Genomic DNA, 25748 nt, shown 5'->3' with positions numbered 1-25748 from the left:
TTGCTTCGCGGCCTTTTTGTTGCTGCGCCGCTATTGCTACAACGGCAGTGCGCCAACTGCCGCCGCCACATTCACCCGGCCCCAGCCAAAGCTGCTGCTGCGGGCAGCGCGGTTGCTGCTGCTGGCCACCAAGCGGCTCATAATCTGGGCCCGGCTTTCGGTGGGGTAGCGCGACCAGACCACCGCGGCCATGCCGGCCATGCTGGCCGTGGCTACCGACGAGCCGCCCACGGTGCTGGGGGCGTCGCCGCTCATGGCCAAGGATAGGGGCCGCCGGTCGTTGCTGGTGCGCTGCATTACTACCGTAAATTCCACGTCGGAGCCGGTGTGGCACTCGTCGCAGCGGGTGGGGGCAGTGAGGTTGTCTTTCATGCCCGTTACGGCCACGGCTTCCGGCAGGGAGGCCGGATAGATAACCCCAACCCAACCCGCCGACCAGTCGAAGGAAGTGCCGGCGGCGCAGAAGATGAGCTTGCCCTTGCCGTAGGCGTAGCGAATGGCATCGGTCATTTGCGAAGAGCTGGTTAGCCGGCCCATGCTCATGCTGATAACGCGCACGTCGGCCCGGTTACCGGCCAGAATATACGCATCCGAGACGCCCTTTACTTCCCGGCTACCGTCGATGAACACGTCTTCCGAGGCCCGAATGGTAATCAGGTTGGCATTATAGGCCACGCCCACCGCGGCGCCGTCGGTGCCCCGAGGAGCCGCCGCGGCGCCGGCCATACTCGTGCCGTGGCCGCAGCCGTCGTTGGGGGTTTCCGCGTCGCCGTAGGGAATGCCGAAGATGGAATTGCGGGGCAGGGTCACGAGCCGCTCAATTGTGCGCCCGCTGCTGAGGCCCTGGTTGTAGGCCGCGCCCAGGTTTTCCTGCGCATCGGACGAGCCCGAATCAATGATGACAATCTTGATGCCCTGACCAGTGCTCTGGCTCCAACTGGCCCGAATGCCGTGGTACTGGTCGGCCTGGTTCCAGCTCGATTTGCTGCCGTTGCTAAGCGTGGTGTAGTCGGAGCCCGCTACGAGGCCGGCCGTGGCCGTATTGCTGCCGCAGCCGCTGCTGCTCAGCGCGGCGGCCCCTTTGCTGGCCGTAGGGCGGTTGGGTTCATAGCCGATAGGCTCGGCGTAGCGCACCAGATTGGAGGCCCGCAGCTTCTGAATAGTACTTAGCTCGCGCACGGTAACGTCCAGCACGGGTAGCACATTGTCCGGGTAGGCTAGCAGCTCTTGCAGGGTAAGCTCGGGCCGGGTTTTGCGCTCCTCACTCAGAATCAGCTCCAGCACTTGCTGGCGGGCCGCCTGCCAGGCCGGGTCGGCGGCATCGGCCGGGAACTCCAAGCTGCCGCCTGCGGGCCGGTAACCCACCGACAGCACGTAGTCGGACCGGGTGAGGGCGCTCCAGACGAAATGGGGCGTGGCCTGATTCCAGTCGAAGACACCATTCTGCTGCAGCTTGGTCAGAATCTGCTCATCAAGCTGCTGGGCGCTAAGCGCTTCTGTGGGATTTTCAGCCGGCTGGGGCAGCAGCTGGTCCTGGGCTTCCTGCTGCTGACAGCCCGCCAGCAGCGCCGCGCAGAGCGCGGCGGCAAGGGTAGTGGTACGCATACGTTCGTGGGTGTTTGGGTTGGAAAGAACAGAGTAGTAAGCGAATGGAGCGAAAACATAGATGAAATACAATATGCTGCTAGCATAACTTTTTTACCCGTAAGCTCGTAGTTCGCCAGCCGCCAAAAGCAAAAAAGCCCCGCTCGTCAAGAGCAGAGCTTTTTTGCAGAGCTGAACACGGTGACCGTTCAGCCAAGGTTCTTACATCACCCGTTTCAGGGCCACGTCGCGCACCGGGGTGATTACCAGGGGTACCTTTTCTACTTTCACCGAAGAGGTGTCCAGGCCGAAATACTTGTCTTCCGAGGCAATGAACTGCTTGATGTAGAAATATGCCTGCATCACCAGCTTTTCCATTACGGGGAAGTCGTTTTCCACCGATAAGAACTTCTCCAGCACCACGAAGCGGAAGTCGCCGGTAACGTGCTGCTTGCTCAGGGATTCGTAGCGGGAGGTAATGTCCACTTCGCGGTTGCGCACCAGGTCCTCCACCACTTTGCGGAAGTATAGGTTGATGCGCTGCTCCACCCGGAAGCCCAGGCGGAAGGTAATGCGGAAGGCATCGTCGGGGGCCAGCTCCACCACCTTATACTCCATCGTATACGGTTCGTCGGTGGTATCCACGTGCACAAACCAGTAAATGTCGGCCCGCTTGGGGCGCTTCTGGAAGATGGAGTAGATGATCTTGGATTCAATTTCGGAAGCCCGCTCGGCCGAGGTCATAAACACCAGGTGAGTCGCATACTTTGGCACCGATTCGTCGTTGCTAAGCTCTTTAAGAGCATCCATGTAGGGGTCAATCTTGACGAATTCCGTGAGGCGGCGCTTGATGTAGTAGGCCCGCAGCCACACGTACATCACCCCAATCAGTGTCGAGCCGATAGCCAGCGACACCCAGCCGCCGTGGGGAAATTTAATCAGGTTAGCTACCAGAAACGAGCCTTCAATCAGGCCGTAGACCGCGGCAAAGAGTACGACGACAACCAGTGGCACGCGCTTGGTGCGCAGCCACACCGTGAGCAGCAGCGTAGTCATCAGCATGGTCAGGGTAATAGCCAGGCCGTAGGCAGCTTCCATGTTGGATGACTCCCGGAAGTAAAGCACTACCCCGATGCAGCCCAGCAGCAGCAGGCGGTTCATGCTGGGCACGTAGAGCTGGCCCTTCACGTCGGTGGGATAGTTCAGCTTCACCTTCGGCCACATATTGAGGCGGATAGCCTCGGCTACCAGCGTAAACGAGCCCGTAATAAGGGCCTGCGAGGCAATGATGGCGGCAATGGTGGCAATGCCGATGCCAATGAGCAGAAACCAGTCGGGCATAAGCTCATAGAACGGGTTGCGGCCGTTGAGCTGCTGGCCCTGGTTGGTGAGCAGCCAGGCGCCTTGCCCGAAGTAATTGAGCACCAAGCAAGTTTTGACGAAAACCCAGCTAATGCGAATGTTGCCTTTGCCGCAGTGGCCCAGGTCGGAGTACAGGGCCTCGGCTCCGGTGGTGCACAGAAACACGGCGCCCAGCAGCCAGAACCCGCCGGGGTAGTGCACCAGCAGTTCGTAGGCATAGTAGGGGTTGACAGCCTTCAGAATCGTCGGATTCTGCACAATCCAGCTGACGCCCAGCACGCCCAGCATGCTGAACCACAACAGCATGATGGGCCCGAAGGCCTTACCGACAATCTGGGTGCCAAAGCTTTGCAGAAAAAACAGCGCGGCAATGATGGCAATAACGATGTACACAATGATATCCTGACTCAGATGCGGATACACCTGCTTCAGACCTTCGATGGCCGAGGAAACCGAAATCGGGGGAGTTATTACCCCATCGGCCAGTAGGGCGGCGCCCCCGATAATGGCAGGCACCGTCAGCCAGGCCGCCCGGCGTCGCACTAAGGCGTAGAGGGAGAAAATGCCGCCTTCTCCGTTGTTGTCCGCGTTTAGGGTCAGGATAACGTATTTAACGGTCGTTTGTAACGTTAGCGTCCAGAGCACGCAGGAAATGCCCCCTAATACCAGCCGCGGGTCGATGAGTTCGGGCACAATGGCCTTCATTACGTAGAGCGGAGAGGTTCCGATATCACCGTATATAATACCTAAGGCAATCAGTAAACCCGCAGTTGAAATGGCGGTATGCCGATGTTTGGCGTCCATGAGAGGAAGAAAAAGGGGAAGCTTACCTTGAAATAAAAGTGGGCAAATGTAGGGGTATCAGACTAAACCAAGGATGAAGTTTCGTTTGCGCCAACTCGTCGGGCCCTTGGTTGGGATGTTAAGAAGGGGGGGAAGGTTGGCTGGCGGCCGCTTGGGCTGCATCCGTTTCAGCTTGCAGGAGGGCAGCGGCCTGGGCGGCGGCTTCATCGTGGCGCTGGCGAATGCGGCGGTTGGTTTCAGCGGCGAGCTTAAGCCAAGGCTCCGGGGGACCAGAAAAGGAATAGTAGGCGGCCTCGCGCCCCAGCCGGTGAAGGCGCAGACGGTTGGCACCGCGGTTGCCGTAGGCCAAAATCAGGGCGCCAAGAGCCATACCGGCCATGGCGGGCATGGTGCGCACCCAGTTCTGCAAAAAGGCCAGCGTGAAACCAGCCAGAACGAGTCCGCCGAGCATAAACCACAGCAGCCAGCGTACCGGCTGCACTTCTACCCCCTCCAGTTCCAGTAAAGAATAGCGCTGCTCATTCACCACCAGGCTGTCAGCCGTAAGTTCCACGCGGCCATTCTCGCTGCGTAGCGTTGGCGGGGGAGGAGGCAGAGGAGCTGAAGCAGGCACGGTGGCCGGCTCCGGTAGCGGTTCGGCCGGTAATTCTTCGGTAGCGGGCATGGGCACCGATGGGGAAATTCTGGGGGCCGCGGCCGTGCTGGTGCGCACCCAGCCAATGGGCTGGGTGGCACTAGCACGGCTACTGGCCGAAGCAGCGCTTCAGTTATTTACTTTAATCAGCTCCACGTCAAAAATCAGGGCTGAGTCGGGCCCGATGTCGCGGCCGGCGCCGCGCTTGCCGTACGCCATGTCCGAGGGAATGTAAAGGCGCCATTTCGAGCCTTCGGGCATCAGTTGCAGGGCCTCCGTCCAGCCGGCAATAACCTGATTAACCCCAAACGTAGCGGGTTGGCCGCGCTGGTAGCTGCTGTCGAATACGGTGCCGTTGATGAGCGTGCCGTGGTAGTGGGTCGTTACCGAGCTGCGGGGGCCGGGCTTTTTGCCGCTGCCTTCGGTCAGCACTTCGTACTGCAGGCCGCTGGGCAGGGTCGTTACCCCGGGCTTGTTCTTGTTTTCAGCCAGGAAGTCTTCGCCGGCTTGCTTGTTGTTGCTCATATCAGAGGAATCTTGGTGGTCTTCTTCTTCGGGGCCGCCCATCTGGGCCTGCAGCTGCTCCATGGCGCTGCGCATCTGCTCCTGAGTTAGGCGGCTAGGTTCACCGGCCAAGCCTTCTTTAAGGCTGGCGGCCAGCACGTCGATGTCGAGCTGCAAACCCTGCTGGGCAAAGTTGCGGGCCAAATCGCGCCCGATAATGTAGCTGATCTGCTCCTGGAGGCTGTTGAGGTTCATGAATCAGAGTGGGTAAGAATTTCCAAAGCAGGGCCGCACAGGGCTAGCACTACCTTGAAAGCAGTGGTGGATGAAAGGATGTTGGCTGCCCGGCGTGGGCTGCTGAAGTGTGAAGTACCGAAAACCGGCCCGAATGGATGTGGTTTTTTTAATTAATCTATGGTAACCTGCTGATTCTGAAAGCCGGATTATTTATGGGCCTAAAACAACAAAGCTCCGCCGAAGCGGAGCTCTGTTTCAATATTGGCCAACGAAGTAGCTTAGCAGTAGTAGCACTGGTCTTCGCCGTGCAGGTCAAAATGCAGGTTCAGGTCTTTGAGTTGAGCGGTCAGGTAGCCCAAGGACCCGAGGCCGCTCAAAAGCAGAAGCGACGATAAGGCAGTGGTCTTTTTCATGGCAGAAAAGGTATGTAAAAGCAATTCAGCTTGTTGAGTGCAAAGATAATACGCATTCATTAAGAAAGTGTTATGCAAGCATAACTATTTTCTTGCCGCCACGCCGCAAACGCCTCGTGTGCCAGCCACGGAGCAGAAATGAGACGCCAGGGCATGCTAGGAGCAACAGACAACCGAACTCAGCTCGTTTACTTTCGTCAGCCCAGCTCTCTATGCACCAGAATCTCCCAGGAAGGCCTGACGGCCACGGCTTGGCCGCAGGTGCAGAAATCCGCAGGCTAACAGTAGGGGTAGAGGGCATCACTCGGCAACCTATGGTGCGGATCTATCCGATGGAGTTGACCGAGCAGGAAGCCCATAGAACCAATTCCACTTAGGAGTAGCATGGCAGACAGAATAGCGTTTTTCTTGTACATATACTTAAATAGGTAAGACTTGCGGGAGAAAATACAACTGTAAATATCATGTTTTTACAATATAATAGTGACGAGCTTAGAAAATATTTATTTGATAGAGTGATGCGCGCTGAAGTAAAGCCAGCCGGGCTGCTGAGGGGCTGATACTGCGCGAAGAATAGGTTTTCGCAAAGCCAGTCCCCCGCCGGGAAAAGGGTGTATTGCGTAACTTTCGCCCTTGGTGTTTTTCAGTTTCCTCCTGCTCGTTTTATATGAAATCTTTCTTTACCCTCTTGCTGGCACTATCGGTGCACTGTGCCCACGCCCAGGTCAACTTGATTATGGGAGGAATTAATGCGGCTCGTTTGGCTTCGCGTGCGGCAGCCAATAGCAAAAAGGCCGGCCAGGCGCAGGCAACTGCCCCGGCGGGACAGGAGCGCTACGTTACGCCCTTTTCGTATCGGGGGCAGCAAGTATCGCGGCAACGCACCGCCGTGGGCAACCTCAAGGGGAAAGGGGCTTCCGAGGTGTTGGCACTGGAAGCCGCCTTGGAGGAAAGCCACCAAGCCATGCTCGCTGACTCGGCGCAGTCCTTTCTGCCAGCAGCCCGGGTCGAAGCTATAGTAGAGGCCGCCCGGAAAGCCGCTGTGGCCCGCTCGCGCTGGAACTATGCGCCTTATCACCAAGAGCTAGCTTTTTATCAGCGAGAAGAAGCGCGCCGCCAAAAAGCCGCTGCGGCAGTTCCTGCCAAGTAGTTTCGGCTTTCTAACCTGCCTGGCCGGGCCCACCTCGTTCTGGGAGGCGGGCCCTGTTTGGTTGCAGGCCCGGGTTACTAGGAATTTTCAAGAAGGAGGCCTTGGGTAGTTGGCTTTTCCAGGCTTAGCAGCCACTGCTTGCGCCACAGGCCTCCGGCATAGCCCGTAAGGCAGCCATCGGCCCCGATGATGCGGTGGCAGGGAATTATAATGGCAACGCGGTTCATGCCATTGGCCGCCGCCACGGCCCGCACGGCTCCGGGCTTGAGCAGGGCCGCGGCCTGTTGGCCGTAGGAGCGGGTACTGCCATAGGGTATGGTTTGCAATTCCTGCCACACGGCCAGCTGAAACTCCGTGCCGGGCGTAACCAACGGAAGGGAAAACTCGCGACGGGTGCCGGCAAAATATTCCAGCAGCTGGGTCCGCAGCGGCTCAAAGTGCGGATTGAAGCCCTGCACAATTGTGGCGTTCAGGCGGCGGGCCAAGTCTTTGAGCTCGGTTTCCAGGCCGCGCCGGTCGGTGAATTCGAGCAAGCAGATGCCTTCGGCGGTGGCGCAGGCCAGCATGGTGCCCAGCGGCGTTTCCAGGCGGGTCAGCTGAATAACTTGTTGCTGACGGCTCAGGGAAGGAGCAACTCCGAAAACCGCTTTGAACGAATCCTGAAAGCCGCTGAGCGACTCGTAGCCACTGTCGAAGGCCGTGTCCGTAACCGAGAGGCCACTTTGGAGCTTTCGAAACGCCTGGTTGATGCGGCTCAGGCGCTGGTAGGCCTGAAAGGTGATGCCGTGCTGCCGCAAAAACCAGCGCCGCACCGTGGCCGGCTCCAGGCCTTTGTTGCGCAGGTCCTGGTCGGAGATGCGCAGGGCCGGCTGCTGGGCCAGGGCCTGCAGCAGGTCGTGGATGGGCGGGGGAGTAGCATCCCGGGCTTCCAGCGGCGTGCAGACTTTGCAGGGGCGGTAGCCGTGGAGCAGGGCTTCTTTGGTTGTAGAAAAGAACTCGACGTTTTCCGGCTTGGGTTTACGGGCCGAGCAGGTGGGCCGGCAGAAGATGCCGGTCGTTTTTACGGCCGCAATAAAGCGTCCTTCGTAGGTGGCGTCCTTGGCGACCAGGGCCTGGTAGCATTCCGCCGCGGTAGGTTCTGGTTCTGGTAGCATCGGCAAATCAGGCAAAAAGGGCGGTCAAACTACGCTCTTGTCGAATCTGGTGGCTCAGGCGCTGCTGGTGCGTGGCTGCGGCTTCGTACAGGAAGTTTCCCAGACTCACGCGCCGCACCCCTGCGGCAGCCAGGGCTTCCAACGCGGGCAGATTGGGCAAGGCCATGACATTTACGGGCAGGGCCGTGGCCCGGCAAAGCTCGTTGATGTGGGCTAAGTTGGTGAGGCCCGGAACAAACAGGCCGTCGGCGCCGGCTGCTTCGTAGTAGTGCAGCCGCTCCAGGGTGGCTCGAACGGGCTGCTCGGCTGGCAACAGGTAGGTATCGGTGCGCACGTTGATAAAAATATCGAGCTGCTGGCGCGCGCAGTGGCTGCGCAGCACCCGGAGCGTATCGGCAAAAGTCGCCGGCTCGAGTAGTTGCCGCTGTCCGGCAACCACTACGGAGTCCTCCAGGTTGATACCGACCACACCCAGGGCGGCCAGCTCCCGCACGTGGGCCGCAATCTGGGCCGGGTCGCGACTGTAGCCGCCTTCCAGGTCGACGCTGACGGGTAGGGTGGTGCTGGCGCAGATCCGGCTGACCAGGTAGCGCAGCTTGGCAAAGGGCAGTTGCTCGCCATCGGCGTACCCCAGCATGCTGGCCATGGCTGCGCTAGAAGTGCCGATTGCCGTGAAGCCAGCCGTCTGGCAGGCCGCGGCGCTACGGGCATCCCAGGCATTGGGCAACAAAAGGGGCTGGGACTGCTGGTGCAGCTGGCGAAAGTGCTGGGTTGGGGTCATGGGCATGTTCTTTTTTGAAGCAAAGGAACAGACCGGGCCCCGGTGGCCGCAACCGAAAAATGAACAAGCATTTTTTCAGGCCAATGCGACTGCACGAGCCGGCTTAGGCGGTCCGAGCATTAGCGGGGCTTCTGGGGCGCCTGCTGGGCGGCGCTGATTTTCTGGGCTACTTCCACCATAGGCGCTACCCAAATTTGCTTTTCGTGGGCTTTCAAATAGCGCAGCAGTTGCCGGTGGGCTTTGGCATCAACATTCAGGCCGTGGCCCCCGCCTACGCCGTGAAACAGAAACACCAGCAGCGTGTGCGACGCTTGGGCCTGCTTTACCAAATCCACCAGATAGTCGCCCGACTGCCCGTGGATCATGTAGGCATTAATATTGGTCAAGTCAACCTGGGCGGCGGTTTGCAGCCCCGACGTAACGCCGCGGGCGGCCACAAAATCGGGCTTTAGCTCGTCGTAGAACTTCACGCCACCAATGGTCAGGTCGCCGCAGGGGTAGGCAAAGGTGCGGGCCGTTTTGCCGTCGATGGCCGTGAGGAGGGTGTTGTTGGCGCGTGCCTCATTTACGGCCCGGGTCACGGTGTACTTGCTCAGGTCGTTGTCGGGCGTGACGAAGCCGCGCCCGGGCAGGCTGCCGTCGCAGGGGTGCATCAGGGCGTGGTTGCCCAGCTCGTGGCCCCGCTGCGCCGCCCGGCGCCACTCCGGCAGGCGCTTGGCCACCACGGGCGAAGAGCCGATCAGGTAAAACGTACCGCGCAGCTTAACTGAATCGAGGGCGGGCACCACGTTGTCCAGGTCCACGTCGATGGCGTCGTCGTAGGTCAGCACTACGGCGCACTGCTTGTTGTTCCAGGCCGGGGTGGTTTGGGCGTAGCTGCCCGCTGCGCCCAGCAGTACGGTGGCGGCAGCCAGGGGAAATAGGCGAAAAAAGTTCATGCGGAAAGATAACGGCTTGCCTACACTCCACCGCTACTTGCTGTCATCGATTGGGGTGGCCCGGGCTTATTCCTTGTTTTCGGCCACTTCCACCCGGCGGTTGCGGGCATCGGGCGACGGGTATAAGGGCCGGGAGTCGCCGTAGCCGATGGTGGTGATGCGCGCGGCGGCAATGCCCGCTTTCACCAGATAGGCTTTCACGGCTTCGGCCCGCTGCTCGGAGAGGGTTTGGTTTTTCTGGGGCTCCCCAATCCGGTCGGTGTGGCCGGCTACACGGAGTTGCAGCGTGGGCCGAGCGTTAAGTTCGGCCACCAGCTGGTTGAGGGCCGGGAAGCTTTCGGCCAGCAGCTCGGCCGTCCCCAGCTTAAAGAGCACCGTGGGCAGCACGGCCGGTGTTGGGGCCACAAGAGGCGGTGGGGGCGCGGGACGGGCCGTGTCGGGTTTGGCGGGTAGTGGCGCGGGCACCGCCGCCGTGGGCGGGGCCGCGGGTTTGGGAGCCGCCGGCTTGGGAGCAGGGCCGCTTACTTGAATGGTAATGGGCGTCACCGGGCTTTGGCGGGTCGGGTAATAGCTCTGCGTCAGGTAGAACGTGGTGGTTTTGCTCAGGCGGGTACGGAAGGTGTTGCCGGTTGCAACGGGCTTTTGCAGCTCCGCATCGGCAAACCAGAGCACGTTGCGGCCCGATACGCGCAGGGTGGTTTCGGCCCCGGCCGCCACCGTAGCCGCCGATTTGAGCTTGACGCGGTACAGGGTAAAAGTCCCCTGGTCGCAGTCGCCGATGGGTTTGTAGGTTGCCTTGCCGGTGAGCTTTTCCTGCGTGGGGTCGTAGGTGAAGGTGATAGAGCCCTCGCACCAGTAGGAGAAGGGCGTGGTGCCGGTTTCGTTGAGCTTGCGTACATGGTCGATGCGCAGGCTTTTGGCCGCCGGCGTACCCTGCACCTGAAAGGTAACCGACATGCCGGGCTGCCCGCCCATTTCCTGGTAGAGGACGCCAAATACGCCCGTGCCTTTGCCTTTCTGCAGGCGGAGCACGGCGGGCCAGGTCGCGCCCGGTTCCCCGGTATCGGTTTCGACGCCCTGCCAGTTGCCCGTCAGCGTTTGGGCCTGCCCGGGGCCGGCCAGCAACAGAATCAGTAAGCTATACCAAAAACTGCGTTTCATGCCGCGAAATAAACGAGGTTACCGGATAGAATCCAGCCCCGGGCCGGGCGCCCTGGGTGGTTAGGTAGCGTACGACAGTCTGCGGGCCGCTTTACGCATCCAGCAGCCGCCGATGATAATTGATCTGGCCCAAATGATAGGTCAGGTGAGTCGCTAAGTGCGTAAGAAAATACTCGGTTGAGGTAGTGGTTTCCAGCACCAGCAGCGGGTACTCGGCCGCCAGCGTTTCCGGAGGCACCCGGCTTAGCACCTGGTCTACCACAAGAAGGGTAGCATCAAGCTGGGCCAGCAGGTCGGGGCGGGGCACATGCTTGCGGGAAAACTCCAGCTCCCGGTTTCTGACGTAGCCCGTGCCGCCGAGTATGGCCCCAATGTAGGTGTTCAGATTGCCCAGCAGGTGCAGGCACAAGTTGCCGGCAGAGTTAGCTATGCCCCGCTCGACCTGCCAGATCTTCTGCTCATCCTGGTACAGCTCAATTTCCTGGCGGAGGCGTTTCAAATCCCGGGCAAAGAGCAGGCGGAGCGTGTCGAGTAGCATACGGGGCCGTAAAAGAGAATTGTAGAGAATCGGGTTAACGATTTGGTCGGCAATGTTAACATATACGGGCATAGGGGCTGCCTTTTTTGCCACCTTGTAACCTCTGCAACCCTTATTTAGCTTTAACCGGGGTGCGGGCCGGGCCAGTTGCCAGGGGCCGTACCTCCTGGACCAGGGTGAGCAGTAATTTGCCCGGCTCCTCGAGCGGAATCAGGTGGGCCGAGTTTTCAAACCAAACTCCTTTTTTCAGCGGAGCTTTCACCTGGGCCAGCCAACTGGCCGTGGGCTGCGACGGGGTCGTGTAGTCGTGGCGGCCCATGAACATGAAAACCGGAACGGGAAAAGTCTTGACGGGCTTGAAGTCGACGCGCAGCAATTCGGGCAGAATCCGGCCCAGGGTAAACCCGTTGCCCTGGTCGATGGCGTCTACCTCGGCCGGGGTGTAGGCCGGGGAAAGCAGCGGGGCGTTGAAGTAGTACATCGAGTTGCTGCGGTAGGCCGACAATCCTCCGTAATACTGGGGCCAGGTGCGGGCAATGATGATTCGCTCCCGGGTAATGGGCTGCTGGCCCGGGTAGGGCGCAATGGAGCGTAGTTGCCGCAGCGCCTCCAGGTTGTTTTCCCGGGTGGCGCGGTCCAGGGCGTAGGCAAAGCTGAGCCGTTCGTTATCCTGGGCGTTGATAACCTGGCCGATGCCCACGTAGGCGTAAAACAAGTCGGGGCGCTGCAAGGCCGCGTGCATGCCGACCACGGTGCCCCAGCTGTGGCCCATCAGAATGACTTTTTGCTTGCCGTAGCGCTGGCGCAGCCGCTGGGTCAGGGCAATGACGTCCTGCACGTACTGCTCAATCCGGATGCTCTTGCCCAGATTCGTCGTATCGTTGGCGGCGTAGGTTTTGCCCGCGGCGCGCTGGTCGAACTGCACCACGGTGAAATACTCCTCCAGGGGCCGTTGAAACATCCACGACACGGGCGCCATCGGCGAGGCCGGCCCACCGTGGACAAACAGCAGGATGGGGTTGTGCTTGTCTTGCCCCCGTACAAATACCCACTGTTTCACCCCGCCAATGGGCACCGCGTAGGACTCCTGCACCCCATTGGGTGCGACAATGGTGTCCCGGTCGGCTATAACTTTTCGAGCCGGGGCATAAGGGTCGGGGGCGTTTTGCTGGCCAACTGCGGGAAGGCCGCTGAGCAGTACCAGCACCAGATAAGCAAGGCAGCTGAAGAGAGGTCGTTTCATAGCGGTGTCGAAAAAACAGAGGGTAGTAGCAGCACCAGATGGAAAAAAGAGCGGCCCGGTTGCCTGTTTTACCAGGCAACCGGGCCGCTATCAGTCAGCTTCGACCTCGCGAAGCCGCAGATGCACTGCGCCTGTGCGGGCCGCCGGGCAGGAGCTACTCGTCGGTAGCAGGCTTGCGGGCCGGGCCGCCCAGCATGAGGGCCATCATTTGCATGCCCACCTGCATTTCATCTTTCGCATAGTCCAGCACCGGGGCCGTGGTGGCCACTTTCAACTCCTGGTCGGTAATGGCCTTGGGCTGCACGCTGGCAAACTCGTAGACCATGCGCTGCTTGCGCTCCTTGTCGAAATACACGACCAGCCGGGTGATGCCGTGGGCTTCGGCCACGTACACGGGATGAGCAAAATTGAGGCTTTGCGGAATCTGGGCGGAAGTCCACACGTCGAGGGCCGTGGGCTTATTCGAGAGCTGCCCGGGTTCTGGCGTCGCTTTTTCAGCCGCTCCGGGCTTAAGCGTGTACGTGGTTTTCTGGCTGGGGTAGCCTGCCACCAGGGCGGTTTCGGACGAAGGTTTGACGGTGTAGTCTTGCGTGGTAACCACAATGCTCTGCCAGGTTTTCTTAACCGTGGCCGCGTCGTAGGTGTAGTTCACCGTTTGGGGCGACGACTGCGAGGTCATGCGCAGCAGCCCTTTTTGGGTGGCGTGGTTGAAGTAGTTTTCCAGGTGGTAGGTCAGCGCGTCGGTGGTGGCGCGGGCCTCCTGAGCCCGGCAGTAAATCGTGCCTTTGCGGGGCAGCATCAGGGCCCCAATGGTCATGGCCGGGCTAAGCGTAGCGGCCTCCGCCTGAAACTGCTGCTGCTCGGCCGGCGTGAGGCTGCTCATCAGCTGCTGGATCTGGGCCTGGATGTTGCCCTTTGCCGGGTCAATCTTGCTCAGCATTTTGTCATACGGATTGCCCGGCAGCGACACCTTGGTCGTGATAATGCCCTGGGTGAAGTTGGCTACCGGAGCAGTGGTTGCCGAGGAAACGGGAGCATAGCCCGCCGCTACTAGGCCGGCTGCCAACGGCAAAACCGACAAGGCCAGTAAACGATGAATTCGCATAGGTAGAAAGTGAAAGGAAAAACTAGAAAGGAGGCACAGCGTGTTTGGCGGGCAATTTCCTGACCCGAAAACGGCGGCAATCTATATAGATAAAACGTAATGAAGCCCGCTTGCTACTCCTTGTAATACTCCTTGAGGGGGTAGGTGCGCGTGGCCGTGGTCCAGCGGCCGTTGCGCTTCGTGCGGGTCTTGACCACCACATTTTCACCGCCCCCGGTGGCGTCTTCCTCCACGGTCAGCACTTCGCTGAGGCCTTGGCCGGGCACTACTTCGTACTCGGTGGTCAGGTGCCAGCAGCAGCCGCTTTTCTCGAAGGTGATGAGGCGCTTACGCTTCTTATCGAGCTGAAACATGCCCAGGTTGTCGGTGGCCAAAGCCGTCAGCTCGGCGCTGCGAATGAATTTGCGGGGCCGGCTGGCGTACACGTACACATCGTAGGAAGGGCCCCCGTAGCTGCTGTTGTTGCCGTTGCGGATGGCCAGATCTTCGCTGCCGTCGAAGTTGAAATCGTCGAACAGCAGCGGGCTTTGCTCCCCATACAGCTCCACGGTCTTGACCGAGGGCTGCTGGTGGGCATCGAGGTAGAAGTTCAGGTCGGCGGAGGTGAAGGTCTGGATCAGCTGCTTGGTGTGCTGGTCGTAGAGCCGGATGGTGCCGGCGCCCTGGCACTGGTCGGTTTCGCAGCCCGCTACGGTGATGGTGGCCGAGTAGCGCGCCGAGGCCTTGGAAATGGTGAAGCTGCGCGGGCCGGGGCCGGCCGGGGCCGCGCCAAGCAGGGGAAGGAGCAACAGGAAACGGAGCATAGAAGTTGAAGGCTAAAATACCGGTGCGAAATAGGGCAAACGGCGGCATACGGTGAAGCCGGCCTTACTCGGCGGCGTTGCGCGCGGCAAAGTGCTGCTGGGCAATTGCCAGGAACTCCTCTTTTGATAGGTAGCGGCTAAAAAAGTTTTCCAGCGTGCCGACGGCGGTTATTTCCTGGAAAAAGACCTCGTGGTCGGTGCCGTAAACGGTTGGGTTATCCGGAGCAGGGTCGCTTAGGCAAACAAAGTAGTGGTCTGGGAAACCGTAGGAATAGCAGATGCAGATAAACTCCAGCGGGTCGGTTCCCGCAACAACGGAATGAAGGTCGGCGGGGGATACCAGGTCCTCCAACTCGCCGTAGTCGGGCGTATCGGGGGTGAAGGGGGTAAAGCGGAAGTTGCGGAAAAAGTCCTGCCCGTAGGGAAGTTCGTGGTCGGCGAAGAAGTGCAGCAGCAGGGCCTCGTCAAAGGCCGCGGGGTTAGCCGCGTACAGGTCTCGGTTCTGGTCGTAGAACACATCAAGGCCCAACACTTCCTCGGCGTAGCGCCGCGGGTAGAGCGGATGCGCGAACGTGGTGGCCTGCAGAAACTCGGGTAGCGTAGCAACGGGCGGGGCCGTGACGCGGCCGCCGAGGCGGAGAATCTGCTGCCGGATTTCGGGTTTCATACGGGCAGGGAGGTGTGTAAGACCACGGCAGGAGCCTACTTCTTCAGCACCAGCTCAGCTTTTTTGATGCGCAGCGTGGGGTTGGCCGCGGCTACGAGGCGGGCTTTAAAGGTATACTGGCCCGGCGCGGGAATCGTAAGGGCCCCGTTCTTGCCGGTGAACCGCCAGGTGGTTTTGCCCTGTATCGAAGTCCTAACTTCGCCCACCGTCACGTTTTTCGCGGTAGGATCCAGCTCGAACTGCTGATATGGCGTCCCGTTTTGCAACACCTGCACCTGAAAGCGCAGTGGGGTTTCGCCCTCGTAGGCCATATCCATTTCCGACCACAGCGCCACTTCGTCGTCTTTCTGCAGCTGCAGCGTCGCCTCTTCCTCCACTTCCCGGCCCGGGGTGCTGATGGCGTTGACCGGCAGGCGGGCTATTTCTTTGCCGAACAGACTGCCACAGGCGCTGAGCGCCCCAGCCAGCAGTAGCGTGACCAGCAGGTTTCGAAGGGCGGTTACGGGGTCGAGCGGTTGCATCGTCAGAAGGGTTTGGGCGGTAAGCTTAGTGGTTTTTCTGCAAAACCCGACGATTCGGCGGCGCTAATACCCGTTCTTGGCCCGGTGCTGAATTCGCTTTTCCCAGCGCTTGCGTTTGGGGGCAATGTGGCCGCGCAGGTGCTTTTCCATTACCATTACGGCGCAGGGCGCGGCGGCGGTGGCCCCGAAGCCGGCATTTTCCAGGTACACGGCCACGGCAATCTTGGGATTATTGGCCGGGGCAAAGCCTACGAAAGCGGCATGGTCGTCGCCCTCATCATTTTCCACAGTGCCGGTTTTGCCCGCCACCGTGATACCCACATCGGCCAGGCTGGAGGCGTCGGCCGTGCCGCCGCGCTGCATCACGGCTACCATACCGGGCACGAGGGCCTCGAAGTTGGCGCTGTCGATAAGCGTGTGGCGCTTGCGGGTGAAGCGGGCCAGTGGGCCATTTTCGCCGATGCCGCGCACCAGGTGGGGCGGGTAGTACCAGCCGCGGTTAGCAATGATGGCCGCCATATTCGCCATTTGCAGGCCGGTGAGGTTGATTTCGCCCTGTCCGATGCTGAGCGAGTAGATGGAGCGGTACGTCCAGCGGCGGGTGCGGCGGGCTTTGTCGTAATAGGCCGGGGTGGGCAGAAAGCCGGGTGCCTCGCGGGGCAAATCTACGCCCAGCACCGAGTCGAGCCCGAAGGAGCGGGCGTAGCGCCGCCACTGGGCCAGGTTCGCGTGGCGGGCGCCTACGGTGTCCTGGGCCAGGGAGTCGGGTACGCAGTCGATTAGGCTCTGCATGACCTGGTAGAAGTAGGGGTTGCAGCTGTACTTCAGTCCCGCCGTCAGGTTTTTGCCCGGCTTGTGGCGGTGCACGCAGCTCACCAACGACTGGTCGCAGCGGAAAGCTGAGCCGGGGGTAATGGCGTGCATCTGCAGGGCAATTGCCGCATTCACGAGTTTAAAGACCGAGCCGGGCGGATTGGCTAGCATGGCCGGCCGGTTGAGCAAGGGCAGGCTTTCGTGCTCGAGCAGCTCAGCTCGCACCCCGGCCTGGTCGGGGGCGGTAATGGTGGCCGCCGGGTACACCGGGGCCGAGACGTAGGCCAGAATTTCGCCGGTGCGCGGGTCCAGGGCCACGAGGTAGCCCCGGCGGTTGCCCAGCAGCTTTTCGGCGTAGGCCTGCAGGTTAGTGTCAATGGTCAGGTGCAGGTCCTGGCCCTGCTGGAAAGCCGTATCCTTGGCCCAGGTGCCGTGCTGCTGGCCTTTCTTATCTATCAACGGGTGCAAATAGCCGTGGTGGCCGCTGAGCAGGCCGTTGTAGTAGGCCTCGACGCCGCCGTTGCGCAGACGGTAGAAGCGGCCCCGCCCGGTGCGCTTGGCCTGGCGGAAAAAGGCCTGCGCCTCGGTATTGCGGTAGCCCAGCACGGGAGCCGCGGCGGGGGTGGTGTAGGCGCGCTGGTAGCGTTCGGTAAGCGTGAGTTGGGGCACGGTGGCGCTGCTGTCGCGGCGAATACGCTCGGCTTCTTTCCGGGTCAGGCGGAGCTGAACGGTCACGCCGTAGGCGCCCGGGTAGGGCAAGGCCTCCTGGATGCGACGGCGCACGGTGGTCGAATCCCAGCCCAGCAGCTCGCCCAGGGCCAGGGTGTCGAGGGCCCGGCGCGGCAGCTTGAGCAGGTACTGGGGGCGGGTGTCGACCAGCACCGAGTCGTTGCGGTCGAGGATGCGGCCCCGGATAAGAGAATCAGCCACCACGACACGGCGTGGGGTATAGGTTTCGCCGGTGCTGGGGTCTTTGACCGGGGCGCTGGTGGGGTGGTCGGGAGTGGAGCAGGCGGTTAGGGCCACTAGCAGAATTGATAGGGCGTTTTTCCACCTGGGATAAACAATGCGCATGGGGTAAAGCTAGGCAATTGCCGGGCTTCAGCCGGGTGCTTTTCGCCGAATGGGGCTACTCGCTGTGTAAACCGTGCTACGCATGGGCCTGAGTGCCTGCCCGGTCTTGGTGTAAGCGCATCTGCAGGAGCTGCCGCCGGCGACGCACAAGACCATCAACGAGCGGCTGGTGGCCGGGGAGGTTCCGGAAGACCTAGTGAACGTGCTGCAGCAGGGCACGGGCGCCAGTGAGAGCGGAGCTATAACACGCAAAAACGTCCTGCTAAGCCCGGTGCTCGGCAGGACGTTCCGCATTATGGGGTTGACTTACTGGGCTGCCGGGTACCAGTTGCGCAGCCGCACGTCGATTTTCTTGTTGGCCGTGGTCACCGTTTTCTTAAAGCTCTCCACGTCGCTCAGGCCGCCCTGGCCGCGGTAGTGGTAGGGATACACGATGCCGGGCTTAAAGGCCAGTACGCCCTGGGCGGCCTGGTTCACGTCCATGGTGTAGGGCAGGTTCATGCACACGAAGGCCACGTCGATACCCTTAAGGGCGCGCATTTCGGGGGTGTCTTCGGTGTCGCCGGACAGGTACACGTTTTTGCCGCCCAGGCCGAGCACGTAGCCGTTGCCCCGGCCTTTGGTGTGCATGGCGTCGGGGGCTTCGGGCAGGTTGTACATCGGAATGGCCGCCACGCTCATGCCCAGGGTATCAAGCTTCTGCCCGTTCCGTAGGATGCGGACCTGGGCTTTGTACTCGGCGGGCAGCTTCTCGGCCACGGCCTGGGGCACGATCATCAGGGCCTTGCCCACGGACAGCCCCGAGAGCGTCTGCTGGTCCAGGTGGTCGCCGTGAATGTCGGTGATAAGGACCACATCGGGGGCGGCCAGGCCGGCGTAGGCCGCGGCTCCGCCGTAGGGGTCCACGTAGATGGTCTTGCCGTTCCAGGTCAGCACCACGCTGCCGTGGGTGATGGGCTGCACCGTGAGCGGGCCTTTCTTGGTGGCAATCTGGTCGGCGGCCGCGCGGGGTGCGGGGGCAGTTTGGGCCGGCGCCTGCGTAGCAACCGCCGCCAGGGCCGCCGCGAGGATAAGGGTAGATTTCATTGGGGGTTTTATTGGTGGGTAAAGGGGACCGGGTTGCTAACCAGGGGCGGGGACGAAAGTTCTGGGGCGGAGGACCTGGCGCATAGAAAACGCCGCCCGAATTGCTCTGGGCGGCGTCCTTCCAATGCCGAGACTCCGCGCCGCTACTTGGCACTCAGCACCACCACGCCCAGGGCGGGCACCGACACCTGGGCTACGGCCTTGCCGGTGAAGGCATCGTGGTACTTGCGGGCGGTGAGCTGGGCGTGGGTGAACGGCGCGGGCTGACTGCCGCGGTTCACGATTACCAGCACGTCCTCCTTCCCCAGGGTACGGCGAAAGGCGTAGAGGCGGCGGGCATCGTCGGTGGCGACGGTAGTGAACGTGCCGCGCTGAATGGCGGGGGAGCGGCGGCGCAGGGCAATGAACTGCTGGTACCAGGCAAACAGCTCCTCATTGAAGCGCACCTCGTCGGGGGCGTGGGTAGTTTGGTCGGGGTTGTGGGTTTCGGGCTGGTAGGCCTGGCCGGGCCAGAGCATGGGCTTGCGGCAGTCGGGGTCGTTGGAGCCCCACAGGCCGGCCTCGTCGCCGTAGAAAATCATGGGGGAGCCCAGGTACAACATCTGAAAAGCAGCAATGAGCTTCTGCTTCTGGAGCTGGGCCGGCGTGGGCTTGCGGGCGTTGTAGGTGGGGTTGTTGCTTTTCTGGCTCCAGTTGAAATAGTCGCCCCAGTCGCCGAAGCGCTTGCCGTCGGGGTTGGCCACGGCGCTGCCGATGCGGGTGGCGTCGTGGCTATCGACCAGGTTCTGCATGTTCAGGGCCACGCCGGGCCCGAAAGCCTCGCGCAATTCCTGGAGGCGAGCGTCGAACTCGGTGACGGTGGTGGCCTTGGCATCCTGGACGAAGAAGTCGTGGACGGCGAAGGCGAAGTTGTAGTTCATGGTGGCGTCAAACTCGTCGCCGGCCAGGTAGGGTTTGGTTTTGTCGATGGGGAAGACCAGCTCAGCGGTCATGAAGGCCTGGGGGTTGAGGCGGCGCACGTGCTGGCGCCAGCTTTTCCAGAAGGGGTGGCCCACGTCGTAGGCCACGTCGAGGCGCCAGCCGTCGATGCCGTGGGCAGCGCCCTTGTTCATGGGGTTCATCCAGCGGGCGGTGGCGTTGAAGATGTACTGCTTGGGACCGGCCACGATGCCCGAGGCGTCTTCCTTGAGCTCGGGCAGGGTCTTGACCCCGAACCAGCCGTTGTACTCGAAGCGGGTGCCCTTGGCCGCGTCGCGCCAGCTCTTCACCATGAACCAGTCGGCGTAGGGAGAGGCCTGCTGGTTTTTTTCCACGTCCTGGAAGGCGAAGCTGCGCGCGCCCAGGTGGTTGAACACGCCGTCGAAAATGATGCGCATCTTGCGCCGGTGCACCTCGTCGATGAGCTTAAGCACGAGGCGGTCGGCCTGGGTCCAGACCCAGGTTTCGGGTTTGAGTGGGTCTTCGGTGGCCATCAGCTGCTTGTCGGCTGCGGGGGCGGGGCCGAAGGTGGGGTCCACGTGGTGGTAGCAGAGCGCGTCGTACTTGTGGGAGGAGGGCGACCAGAACACGGGCGTCAGGTAGAGGGCATTCACGCCGAGCTTCTGCAGGTAGTCGAGCTTGTTGAGGATGCCCTGCAGGTCGCCGCCGTAGCGCCGGCGCTGGAGGTTGAACCAGATGTTCTGGCCGTTTTGCTTTTCGTAGGGCTGCAGCTGGTACCAGTCGCTCGTCCAGGGGTGGATCTGGAAGGCGGAAGAGTCGTTGAAGGGGTAGGCCCCGCGCTGGTCCTGTACCTGGGGGTCGTTGGTGGGGTCACCGTTGGCAAACCGCTCGGGGAAGATCTGGTACCAGACCACGCCCTTGCTCCAGGCGGGGGTGAAGTCGGCGGGGGCAGCTTGGGCGGCGGTTTGGGCGCGGACGGCGACAGGGGCGGTCAGTAGAGACAGGGCGAGCAGCAGGCGGTGGCGGAAGGTTGTTCTCATAAGTGAGGAAGGAAGCAGAAGGCGAGGGGCAAAGCTAAGCGACGCGGGCCACTCGGGGCGGCCGGCTTTGCATTTCAATCCGTGTTTACTTGGGTTAATGAAGGCATGCTCATTCAACGACCCGACGCAAATAGGGGGCTCTACATCCGGTGGTTCAGCTCAACAAAACGCCGCCAAGATGACTACAGGCGGCGCAGTTCTGGGTTTGCCGCTTCGGCGGCAGTGGAGTATTACCTCCATATTAATAGATAGTTACGAGTTGCGGCTGCGCCTAAACTCGCGCCAGATGGGGCGGGACGCTCGGGGCAGAGCCCCTCCGGCATACGTGTCACTCGGCACGGTCGAGCGACTGCGACTGCGGGAGCGGGGGCGAAAGTTCTGGTTGGGATGTAGAGACGCATACTTGCGTCTCGTCGTCCGCACCGTTTGGATACCGATACCATTCCAACGACGTCGTGCAACGATAGAGACGCAAGTATGCGTCTCTACATGAACAGGCCTTCTTCGGCGGTTTGTTCGTGCTGCCAGCGGGTGGGGTTAGTAAGGATGTAGTGGCGGATTTTGTCCAGCTCTTCGGGGCTGCGCACGACCCGGTCGTGGAAGCGGGGCTGCCAGGCGAGGGGCAGGCCAGCACGGCGGGCCTGGCCGGTGGTGCCGGCTTTGAAGCCGCGCAGGATGGCGGCTAGATTCTCGCGCTGGGGTGCAAAGCGGTTTTCGTAGTGCCTGGCCGGGCTGGGTTCGGTGGGTTTGTCGAACAGCAGCAGGCCGTGCAGGTGGTCGGGCATGAGGATGAAGGCATCCAGCACAACGAAGGGGAAGCGCTGCGGAATTTGCTGCCAGCCGTCGGTAACTAGCGCGGCTACGGGCGTAGGTGAGAGGTAGGCTCGGTCCCAGTCGTGGTCGGGCACGGTGATGTCGCCGAAGTAGCGGGTGCGGTGCTGAGTGCAGATAGTGACGAAGTAAGCCCCGTTCTGCCCGTAGTCGTAGCCCCGCAGCCGCGCCGAGGCCACGCGGTATTTGTCGTGGTATAATTCTGTATCCATAATTCGATAATTGGATAATCTGAACGATGTAGAGACGCATATTTGCGTCTCGTCGTTGAACGAGGACGCCTAGATATAATGCAGGATAAATAACATCAGCAACGATTGAGACGCAAGTATGCGTCTCTACATCCGGTGGTGCCGTTCATGAAAATGCCGCTGGGATTAGTCCGAGCGGCGCGGCGGAAGTAAAGGATTCACGTTATGGCTGATTATGAGCTTCGTCATGTTAAACTCGCTTCGGACAGGGGGAGTAGCGGTGGCTGATGCTTATGATAAGATTTCTTGCGGTCGGATCTTTTAACGCTGCAGATGCTTACGCTATACTGGAAAAGGGTAAAATCGAAGTTAAAAGGTATTTCTTGGTCGAAATACGGCTTGTGCTTTTGATAAAGTGATTCATCAATTACATAGCCGCCTATATCATCAAACAGAAAACGTTGTTTAAACTCGACCAGCTGCTCATGAAATATTTCCGTCAGCTTGCTATAAAGGATGTGAGAAATATTGATGAAGCCAAATACGTATTCTGAAGTGGGTAAAGCGACTTCCAACCTCACCTGAAAATAATTTAGGTTCTTTTTCATTGTGAAATCTACTATAAAAAAGGGCGCTACCCTGGCAAGGTAGCGCCCTTTTTATTTCAGTTTATATAGAAAATTACATATTCCGCCGGTACTGCCCACCCACTTCAAACAGCGCATTCGTAATCTGCCCGAGCGAGCAGAACTTCACCGTTTCCATCAGCTCCTCGAAGAGGTTGCCGTTGGCAATGGCGACTTGCTGGAGCTGCTTGAGGCGCTGGGCGCTGCGGTCCTGGTTGCGGGTGTGCAGGTTGTGCAGCATCTCAATCTGGTACTGCTTTTCCTCTTCCGTGGCCCGGATCACCTCGGCGGGCACCACCGTGGGCGAGCCTTTGGAGGAAAGGAAGGTATTCACGCCGATGATGGGGTACTCGCCCGTGTGCTTGAGCATCTCGTAGTGCATGCTTTCCTCCTGGATTTTGCCGCGCTGGTACATGGTTTCCATGGCGCCCAGCACGCCGCCCCGCTCGGTGATGCGGTCAAACTCCATCAGCACGGCCTCTTCCACCAGGTCGGTGAGCTCCTCGATGATGAAGGAGCCTTGCAGCGGGTTCTCGTTTTTGGCCAAACCCAGCTCCCGGTTGATGATGAGCTGAATGGCCATGGCCCGGCGCACCGATTCCTCGGTGGGGGTGGTAATGGCCTCGTCGTAGGCGTTGGTGTGCAGGGAGTTACAGTTGTCGTAGATGGCGTACAGGGCCTGCAACGTGGTGCGGATATCGTTGAAGTCGATTTCCTGGGCGTGCAGGCTCCGGCCACTGGTCTGGATGTGGTACTTCAACATCTGGCTCCGGGCGTTGGCGCCGTACTTGAGCTTCATGGCCTTGGCCCAGATGCGGCGCGCCACCCGGCCGATAACGGCGTACTCGGGGTCGATACCGTTGGAGAAGAAGAACGACAGGTTCGGGGCGAAGTCGTTCACGTCCATGCCCCGGCTCACGTAGTACTCCACGAAGGTAAAGCCGTTGGAGAGCGTCAGGGCTAGCTGGGTGAGGGGGTTAGCGCCGGCTTCGGCAATGTGGTAGCCCGAAATCGACACCGAGTAGAAGTTGCGGACCTTCTCCTTGATAAAGTACTCCTGCACGTCGCCCATCAGGCGCAGGGCGAATTCGGTGGAGAAGATGCAGGTGTTCTGGGCCTGGTCTTCCTTGAGGATGTCGGCCTGCACGGTGCCGCGCACCTGGCTCAGCGTGCGGGCTTTGATAGTAGCGTACACGTCGGCGGGCAGGACTTGGTCGCCGGTCACGCCGAGCAGCATGAGGCCCAGGCCGTCGTTGCCCTGGGGCAACTCGCCCTGGTAGCGGGGGCGGGCGAGGCCCTTGTCGGCGTAGATCTGGTCTATTTTAGCATCGACTTCGGCTTCGAGGCCCTGCTCCTTGATGTAGAGCTCACACTGCTGGTCGATGGCGGCGTTCATGAAGAAGGCAGCCAGGGTAGCAGCGGGGCCGTTGATGGTCATCGACACCGAGGTGCTGGGGTTGGCCAAGTTGAAGCCCGAGTAGAGCTTCTTGGCGTCGTCGAGGCAGCAGATGCTCACGCCGGCGTTGCCGATCTTGCCGTAGATGTCGGGCCGGTGGTCGGGGTCCTCGCCGTAGAGGGTCACCGAGTCGAAGGCCGTGGAGAGGCGCTTGGCGGGCAGGCCCATGCTCACGTAGTGGAAGCGACGGTTGGTGCGCTCCGGGCCGCCTTCGCCGGCAAACATGCGGGTGGGGTCTTCGCCCTCGCGCTTGAAGGGAAACACGCCGGCCGTGTAGGGGAACTCGCCGGGCACGTTTTCCTGGAGCTGCCAGCGCAAGAGGTCACCCCAGGCCGTGTAGCGCGGCAGGCTGACTTTGGGAATCTGCTGGTTACTCAGGCTGGTGGTGTGGGTCTGGATGCGGATTTCCTTGTCGCGCACCTTAAAGACGAACTCCGGGGCCTTGTAGGCGGCTACTTTTTGCGGCCAGGTTTCCAGGAGTTTCCAGTTCTGGCCGTCCAGCCGGAGTTTGACCTCCTCGAAGGTCCTCTCCAGGCCGGCCACGAGGCTTCCGGATTCGGATTCGTGGCCGCCGTTCCCGCGGCCAGGTCCTGCAGGGGCGTTGCCGAGGCTTTGGACGGCTCCGATGGCTTGCTTGATTCCGTAGAGCTGCTGAGCGGTGTCAGCTTGTTTGAGAACCCACTGGTCATATTGGCGGTTGGTTTCGGCGATTTCAGAAAGGTACCGCGTGCGGTGCGGCGGAATGATATAGATTTTCTCGGAATCCTCTTTGGTGGTGGCCAGCTGGGAGGCGAAGGGCACGGAGGTCTTCTGCTCAATCATACGCAGCACGGCCCGGTAGAGGCGGTTCATGCCCGGGTCGTTGAATTGCGAGGCGATGGTGCCAAAGACAGGCATCTCGTCCAGGGGCTTGTCCCAGAGGCCGTGGTTGCGCTGGTACTGCTTGCGCACGTCGCGCAGGGCGTCGAGGGCGCCGCGCTTGTCGAACTTGTTGAGGGCAATGACGTCGGCGAAGTCGAGCATGTCGATTTTCTCCAGCTGGGTGGCGGCCCCGTACTCGGGCGTCATCACGTAGAGGCTGGCGTCGGAGTGCTCGATGATTTCGGTGTCGGACTGGCCAATGCCGGAGGTTTCGAGGATGATGAGGTCGAACTCGGCGGCCCGGACTACGTCGACGGCGTCCTGCACGTACTTGCTCAGGGCCAGGTTGCTCTGGCGGGTGGCCAGGCTGCGCATGTAGACCCGGGGCGAGTTGATGGAGTTCATCCGGATCCGGTCGCCCAAAAGGGCCCCGCCGGTTTTGCGCTTCGAGGGGTCGACGGAGATGATGGCAATGGTCTTCTCGGGGAAGTCGAGCAGGAAACGGCGCACCAGCTCATCCACCAGGCTCGACTTACCGGCGCCGCCGGTGCCGGTGATGCCTAATATTGGGGTTTGGTATTGGTTTTTGGTTTCTGGTTGTTGGTTGTTGGTCTCCGTCCCGTTTTCGGACTTCTGGAAGTCGGCGACGAGCTGGGACTTCACCCGCTCGAATTCTTCGGGGAAGTTTTCGGCGGCGGAGATGAGGCGGCCGATGCTGCGGGCGTCTTTTTCCTTGACGTGGGACGCTTCGCCGTTGAGGTTTTGGCCGGTGGGGAAGTCGCAGCGCTGGAGCAAATCGTTGATCATGCCCTGCAGGCCCATGGCGCGGCCGGCGTCGGGGGAGTAAATCTGCTCGATGCCGTAGGCGTGCAGGTCCTCGATTTCGGTGGGCAGAATCACGCCGCCGCCGCCGCCGAAGAGGCGGATGTGGCCCGCGCCGCGCTCCTTGAGCAGGTCGTACATGTACTTGAAGTACTCGTTGTGGCCGCCCTGGTAGGAGGTAATCGCAATGGCCTGGGCATCTTCCTGGATGGCGCAATCCACGATTTCCTGCACCGAGCGGTTGTGGCCCAGGTGGATGACTTCGGCGCCGCTGCTCTGGATGATGCGGCGCATGATGTTGATGGCCGCGTCGTGGCCGTCGAAGAGGGCGGCGGCGGTGACGATGCGGATGTGATTCTTCGGCTTATAGGGAGCGGCGGGAGCGGCTTGCATAGCGCGGGGGAATGGGG

At 60.9% G+C, this 25748-nt stretch carries 22 protein-coding genes; 1 reads left to right on the top strand and 21 read right to left on the bottom strand.

The features are described from left to right. Positions 1-36 precede the first annotated feature (36 nt). The 5 genes from E5K02_RS04575 to E5K02_RS26025 form a co-directional block, all read right to left on the bottom strand. On the bottom strand, positions 37-1605 hold the full coding sequence (locus E5K02_RS04575; RefSeq protein ID WP_135392509.1) for a S8 family peptidase: 1569 nt from the start codon (positions 1603-1605) through the stop codon (positions 37-39). Positions 1606-1806: 201 nt separating this feature from the next. After that, the gene (locus E5K02_RS04570) at positions 1807-3750 is read right to left on the bottom strand and encodes a KUP/HAK/KT family potassium transporter (protein ID WP_135392507.1); all 1944 of its coding nucleotides are present in this window, start codon (positions 3748-3750) and stop codon (positions 1807-1809) included. A 118-nt stretch (positions 3751-3868) separates the two neighbouring features. Next, positions 3869-4414 carry a hypothetical protein gene (locus E5K02_RS04565; RefSeq protein WP_135392505.1) on the bottom strand — a complete coding sequence of 182 codons (546 nt, stop codon included), beginning with the start codon at positions 4412-4414 and terminating at the stop codon, positions 3869-3871. A gap of 99 nt (positions 4415-4513) precedes the next feature. Next, entirely contained in the window at positions 4514-5143 is a 630-nt protein-coding gene (locus tag E5K02_RS04560; RefSeq protein WP_135392503.1) for an FKBP-type peptidyl-prolyl cis-trans isomerase, read from the bottom strand. 260 nt (positions 5144-5403) lie between these two features. After that, positions 5404-5538, bottom strand: coding sequence for a hypothetical protein (locus E5K02_RS26025; protein WP_262709832.1), 135 nt, complete (start codon positions 5536-5538; stop codon positions 5404-5406). 667 nt (positions 5539-6205) lie between these two features. Here E5K02_RS26025 and E5K02_RS04555 point away from each other — a divergent pair. Beyond that, the gene (locus E5K02_RS04555) at positions 6206-6688 is read left to right on the top strand and encodes a hypothetical protein (RefSeq protein WP_135392501.1); all 483 of its coding nucleotides are present in this window, start codon (positions 6206-6208) and stop codon (positions 6686-6688) included. A gap of 77 nt (positions 6689-6765) precedes the next feature. Here E5K02_RS04555 and E5K02_RS04550 read toward each other — a convergent pair whose 3' ends face one another. From E5K02_RS04550 to E5K02_RS04475, 16 genes are all read right to left on the bottom strand, one after another. Further along, a complete protein-coding gene (locus E5K02_RS04550; RefSeq protein WP_135392499.1) occupies positions 6766-7842 on the bottom strand; it encodes a bifunctional transcriptional activator/DNA repair enzyme AdaA in 1077 nt (358 codons plus the stop codon). A gap of 7 nt (positions 7843-7849) precedes the next feature. Further along, a complete protein-coding gene (locus E5K02_RS04545) occupies positions 7850-8629 on the bottom strand; it encodes an isocitrate lyase/PEP mutase family protein (protein ID WP_135392497.1) in 780 nt (259 codons plus the stop codon). 113 nt (positions 8630-8742) lie between these two features. Beyond that, positions 8743-9561 carry a polysaccharide deacetylase family protein gene (locus E5K02_RS04540; RefSeq protein WP_135392495.1) on the bottom strand — a complete coding sequence of 273 codons (819 nt, stop codon included), beginning with the start codon at positions 9559-9561 and terminating at the stop codon, positions 8743-8745. Positions 9562-9627: 66 nt separating this feature from the next. Beyond that, positions 9628-10722, bottom strand: coding sequence for an OmpA family protein (locus tag E5K02_RS04535; RefSeq protein ID WP_135392493.1), 1095 nt, complete (start codon positions 10720-10722; stop codon positions 9628-9630). 91 nt (positions 10723-10813) lie between these two features. Further along, positions 10814-11260, bottom strand: coding sequence for a DUF1572 family protein (locus E5K02_RS04530; protein WP_135394769.1), 447 nt, complete (start codon positions 11258-11260; stop codon positions 10814-10816). A gap of 112 nt (positions 11261-11372) precedes the next feature. Beyond that, positions 11373-12503: an alpha/beta fold hydrolase gene (locus E5K02_RS04525; protein WP_135392491.1), complete on the bottom strand. Its 1131-nt coding sequence runs from the start codon at positions 12501-12503 to the stop codon at positions 11373-11375. Between the two features lie 154 nt (positions 12504-12657). Further along, on the bottom strand, positions 12658-13608 hold the full coding sequence (locus tag E5K02_RS04520; protein WP_135392489.1) for a hypothetical protein: 951 nt from the start codon (positions 13606-13608) through the stop codon (positions 12658-12660). Positions 13609-13721: 113 nt separating this feature from the next. Continuing rightward, positions 13722-14411, bottom strand: coding sequence for an XAC2610-related protein (locus E5K02_RS04515; RefSeq protein ID WP_135392487.1), 690 nt, complete (start codon positions 14409-14411; stop codon positions 13722-13724). 64 nt (positions 14412-14475) lie between these two features. After that, positions 14476-15078 carry a hypothetical protein gene (locus tag E5K02_RS04510; protein ID WP_135392485.1) on the bottom strand — a complete coding sequence of 201 codons (603 nt, stop codon included), beginning with the start codon at positions 15076-15078 and terminating at the stop codon, positions 14476-14478. A gap of 35 nt (positions 15079-15113) precedes the next feature. After that, positions 15114-15599, bottom strand: a complete 486-nt coding sequence (locus E5K02_RS04505; protein WP_135392483.1) for a hypothetical protein — start codon at positions 15597-15599, stop codon at positions 15114-15116. Between the two features lie 63 nt (positions 15600-15662). Beyond that, a complete protein-coding gene (locus E5K02_RS04500) occupies positions 15663-17486 on the bottom strand; it encodes a peptidoglycan D,D-transpeptidase FtsI family protein (protein ID WP_135392481.1) in 1824 nt (607 codons plus the stop codon). Positions 17487-17792: 306 nt separating this feature from the next. Beyond that, entirely contained in the window at positions 17793-18572 is a 780-nt protein-coding gene (locus E5K02_RS04495; protein WP_135392479.1) for an MBL fold metallo-hydrolase, read from the bottom strand. Positions 18573-18715: 143 nt separating this feature from the next. Further along, positions 18716-20551 carry a glycoside hydrolase family 13 protein gene (locus E5K02_RS04490; protein ID WP_135392477.1) on the bottom strand — a complete coding sequence of 612 codons (1836 nt, stop codon included), beginning with the start codon at positions 20549-20551 and terminating at the stop codon, positions 18716-18718. Positions 20552-21036: 485 nt separating this feature from the next. Further along, the gene (locus E5K02_RS04485; RefSeq protein WP_135392475.1) at positions 21037-21594 is read right to left on the bottom strand and encodes a transposase; all 558 of its coding nucleotides are present in this window, start codon (positions 21592-21594) and stop codon (positions 21037-21039) included. A gap of 224 nt (positions 21595-21818) precedes the next feature. Further along, positions 21819-22181: a hypothetical protein gene (locus tag E5K02_RS04480; protein ID WP_135392473.1), complete on the bottom strand. Its 363-nt coding sequence runs from the start codon at positions 22179-22181 to the stop codon at positions 21819-21821. 73 nt (positions 22182-22254) lie between these two features. Next, positions 22255-25731, bottom strand: coding sequence for a methylmalonyl-CoA mutase family protein (locus E5K02_RS04475; protein ID WP_135392471.1), 3477 nt, complete (start codon positions 25729-25731; stop codon positions 22255-22257). Between the last annotated feature and the right edge of the window lie 17 nt (positions 25732-25748).

The organism is Hymenobacter metallicola, assembly GCF_004745645.1.
In the GTDB taxonomy this organism is placed as follows: Bacteria; Bacteroidota; Bacteroidia; order Cytophagales; family Hymenobacteraceae; genus Hymenobacter; species Hymenobacter metallicola.
Note: the sequence above shows the minus strand (reverse complement) of the source record. Positions and strands in the feature narration are given on the sequence as shown.

Excerpts from the sequence above, each read along its gene's own strand:
- E5K02_RS04575 (WP_135392509.1), bottom strand. The coding sequence starts at position 1,605 with ATGCGTACCACTACCCTTGCCGCCGCGCTCTGCGCGGCGCTGCTGGCG.
- E5K02_RS04570 (WP_135392507.1), bottom strand. The coding sequence starts at position 3,750 with ATGGACGCCAAACATCGGCATACCGCCATTTCAACTGCGGGTTTACTG.
- E5K02_RS04565 (WP_135392505.1), bottom strand. The coding sequence starts at position 4,414 with ATGCCCGCTACCGAAGAATTACCGGCCGAACCGCTACCGGAGCCGGCC.
- E5K02_RS04560 (WP_135392503.1), bottom strand. The coding sequence starts at position 5,143 with ATGAACCTCAACAGCCTCCAGGAGCAGATCAGCTACATTATCGGGCGC.
- E5K02_RS26025 (WP_262709832.1), bottom strand. The coding sequence starts at position 5,538 with ATGAAAAAGACCACTGCCTTATCGTCGCTTCTGCTTTTGAGCGGCCTC.
- E5K02_RS04555 (WP_135392501.1), top strand. The coding sequence starts at position 6,206 with ATGAAATCTTTCTTTACCCTCTTGCTGGCACTATCGGTGCACTGTGCC.
- E5K02_RS04550 (WP_135392499.1), bottom strand. The coding sequence starts at position 7,842 with ATGCTACCAGAACCAGAACCTACCGCGGCGGAATGCTACCAGGCCCTG.
- E5K02_RS04545 (WP_135392497.1), bottom strand. The coding sequence starts at position 8,629 with ATGCCCATGACCCCAACCCAGCACTTTCGCCAGCTGCACCAGCAGTCC.
- E5K02_RS04540 (WP_135392495.1), bottom strand. The coding sequence starts at position 9,561 with ATGAACTTTTTTCGCCTATTTCCCCTGGCTGCCGCCACCGTACTGCTG.
- E5K02_RS04535 (WP_135392493.1), bottom strand. The coding sequence starts at position 10,722 with ATGAAACGCAGTTTTTGGTATAGCTTACTGATTCTGTTGCTGGCCGGC.
- E5K02_RS04530 (WP_135394769.1), bottom strand. The coding sequence starts at position 11,260 with ATGCTACTCGACACGCTCCGCCTGCTCTTTGCCCGGGATTTGAAACGC.
- E5K02_RS04525 (WP_135392491.1), bottom strand. The coding sequence starts at position 12,503 with ATGAAACGACCTCTCTTCAGCTGCCTTGCTTATCTGGTGCTGGTACTG.
- E5K02_RS04520 (WP_135392489.1), bottom strand. The coding sequence starts at position 13,608 with ATGCGAATTCATCGTTTACTGGCCTTGTCGGTTTTGCCGTTGGCAGCC.
- E5K02_RS04515 (WP_135392487.1), bottom strand. The coding sequence starts at position 14,411 with ATGCTCCGTTTCCTGTTGCTCCTTCCCCTGCTTGGCGCGGCCCCGGCC.
- E5K02_RS04510 (WP_135392485.1), bottom strand. The coding sequence starts at position 15,078 with ATGAAACCCGAAATCCGGCAGCAGATTCTCCGCCTCGGCGGCCGCGTC.
- E5K02_RS04505 (WP_135392483.1), bottom strand. The coding sequence starts at position 15,599 with ATGCAACCGCTCGACCCCGTAACCGCCCTTCGAAACCTGCTGGTCACG.
- E5K02_RS04500 (WP_135392481.1), bottom strand. The coding sequence starts at position 17,486 with ATGCGCATTGTTTATCCCAGGTGGAAAAACGCCCTATCAATTCTGCTA.
- E5K02_RS04495 (WP_135392479.1), bottom strand. The coding sequence starts at position 18,572 with ATGAAATCTACCCTTATCCTCGCGGCGGCCCTGGCGGCGGTTGCTACG.
- E5K02_RS04490 (WP_135392477.1), bottom strand. The coding sequence starts at position 20,551 with ATGAGAACAACCTTCCGCCACCGCCTGCTGCTCGCCCTGTCTCTACTG.
- E5K02_RS04485 (WP_135392475.1), bottom strand. The coding sequence starts at position 21,594 with ATGGATACAGAATTATACCACGACAAATACCGCGTGGCCTCGGCGCGG.
- E5K02_RS04480 (WP_135392473.1), bottom strand. The coding sequence starts at position 22,181 with ATGAAAAAGAACCTAAATTATTTTCAGGTGAGGTTGGAAGTCGCTTTA.
- E5K02_RS04475 (WP_135392471.1), bottom strand. The coding sequence starts at position 25,731 with ATGCAAGCCGCTCCCGCCGCTCCCTATAAGCCGAAGAATCACATCCGC.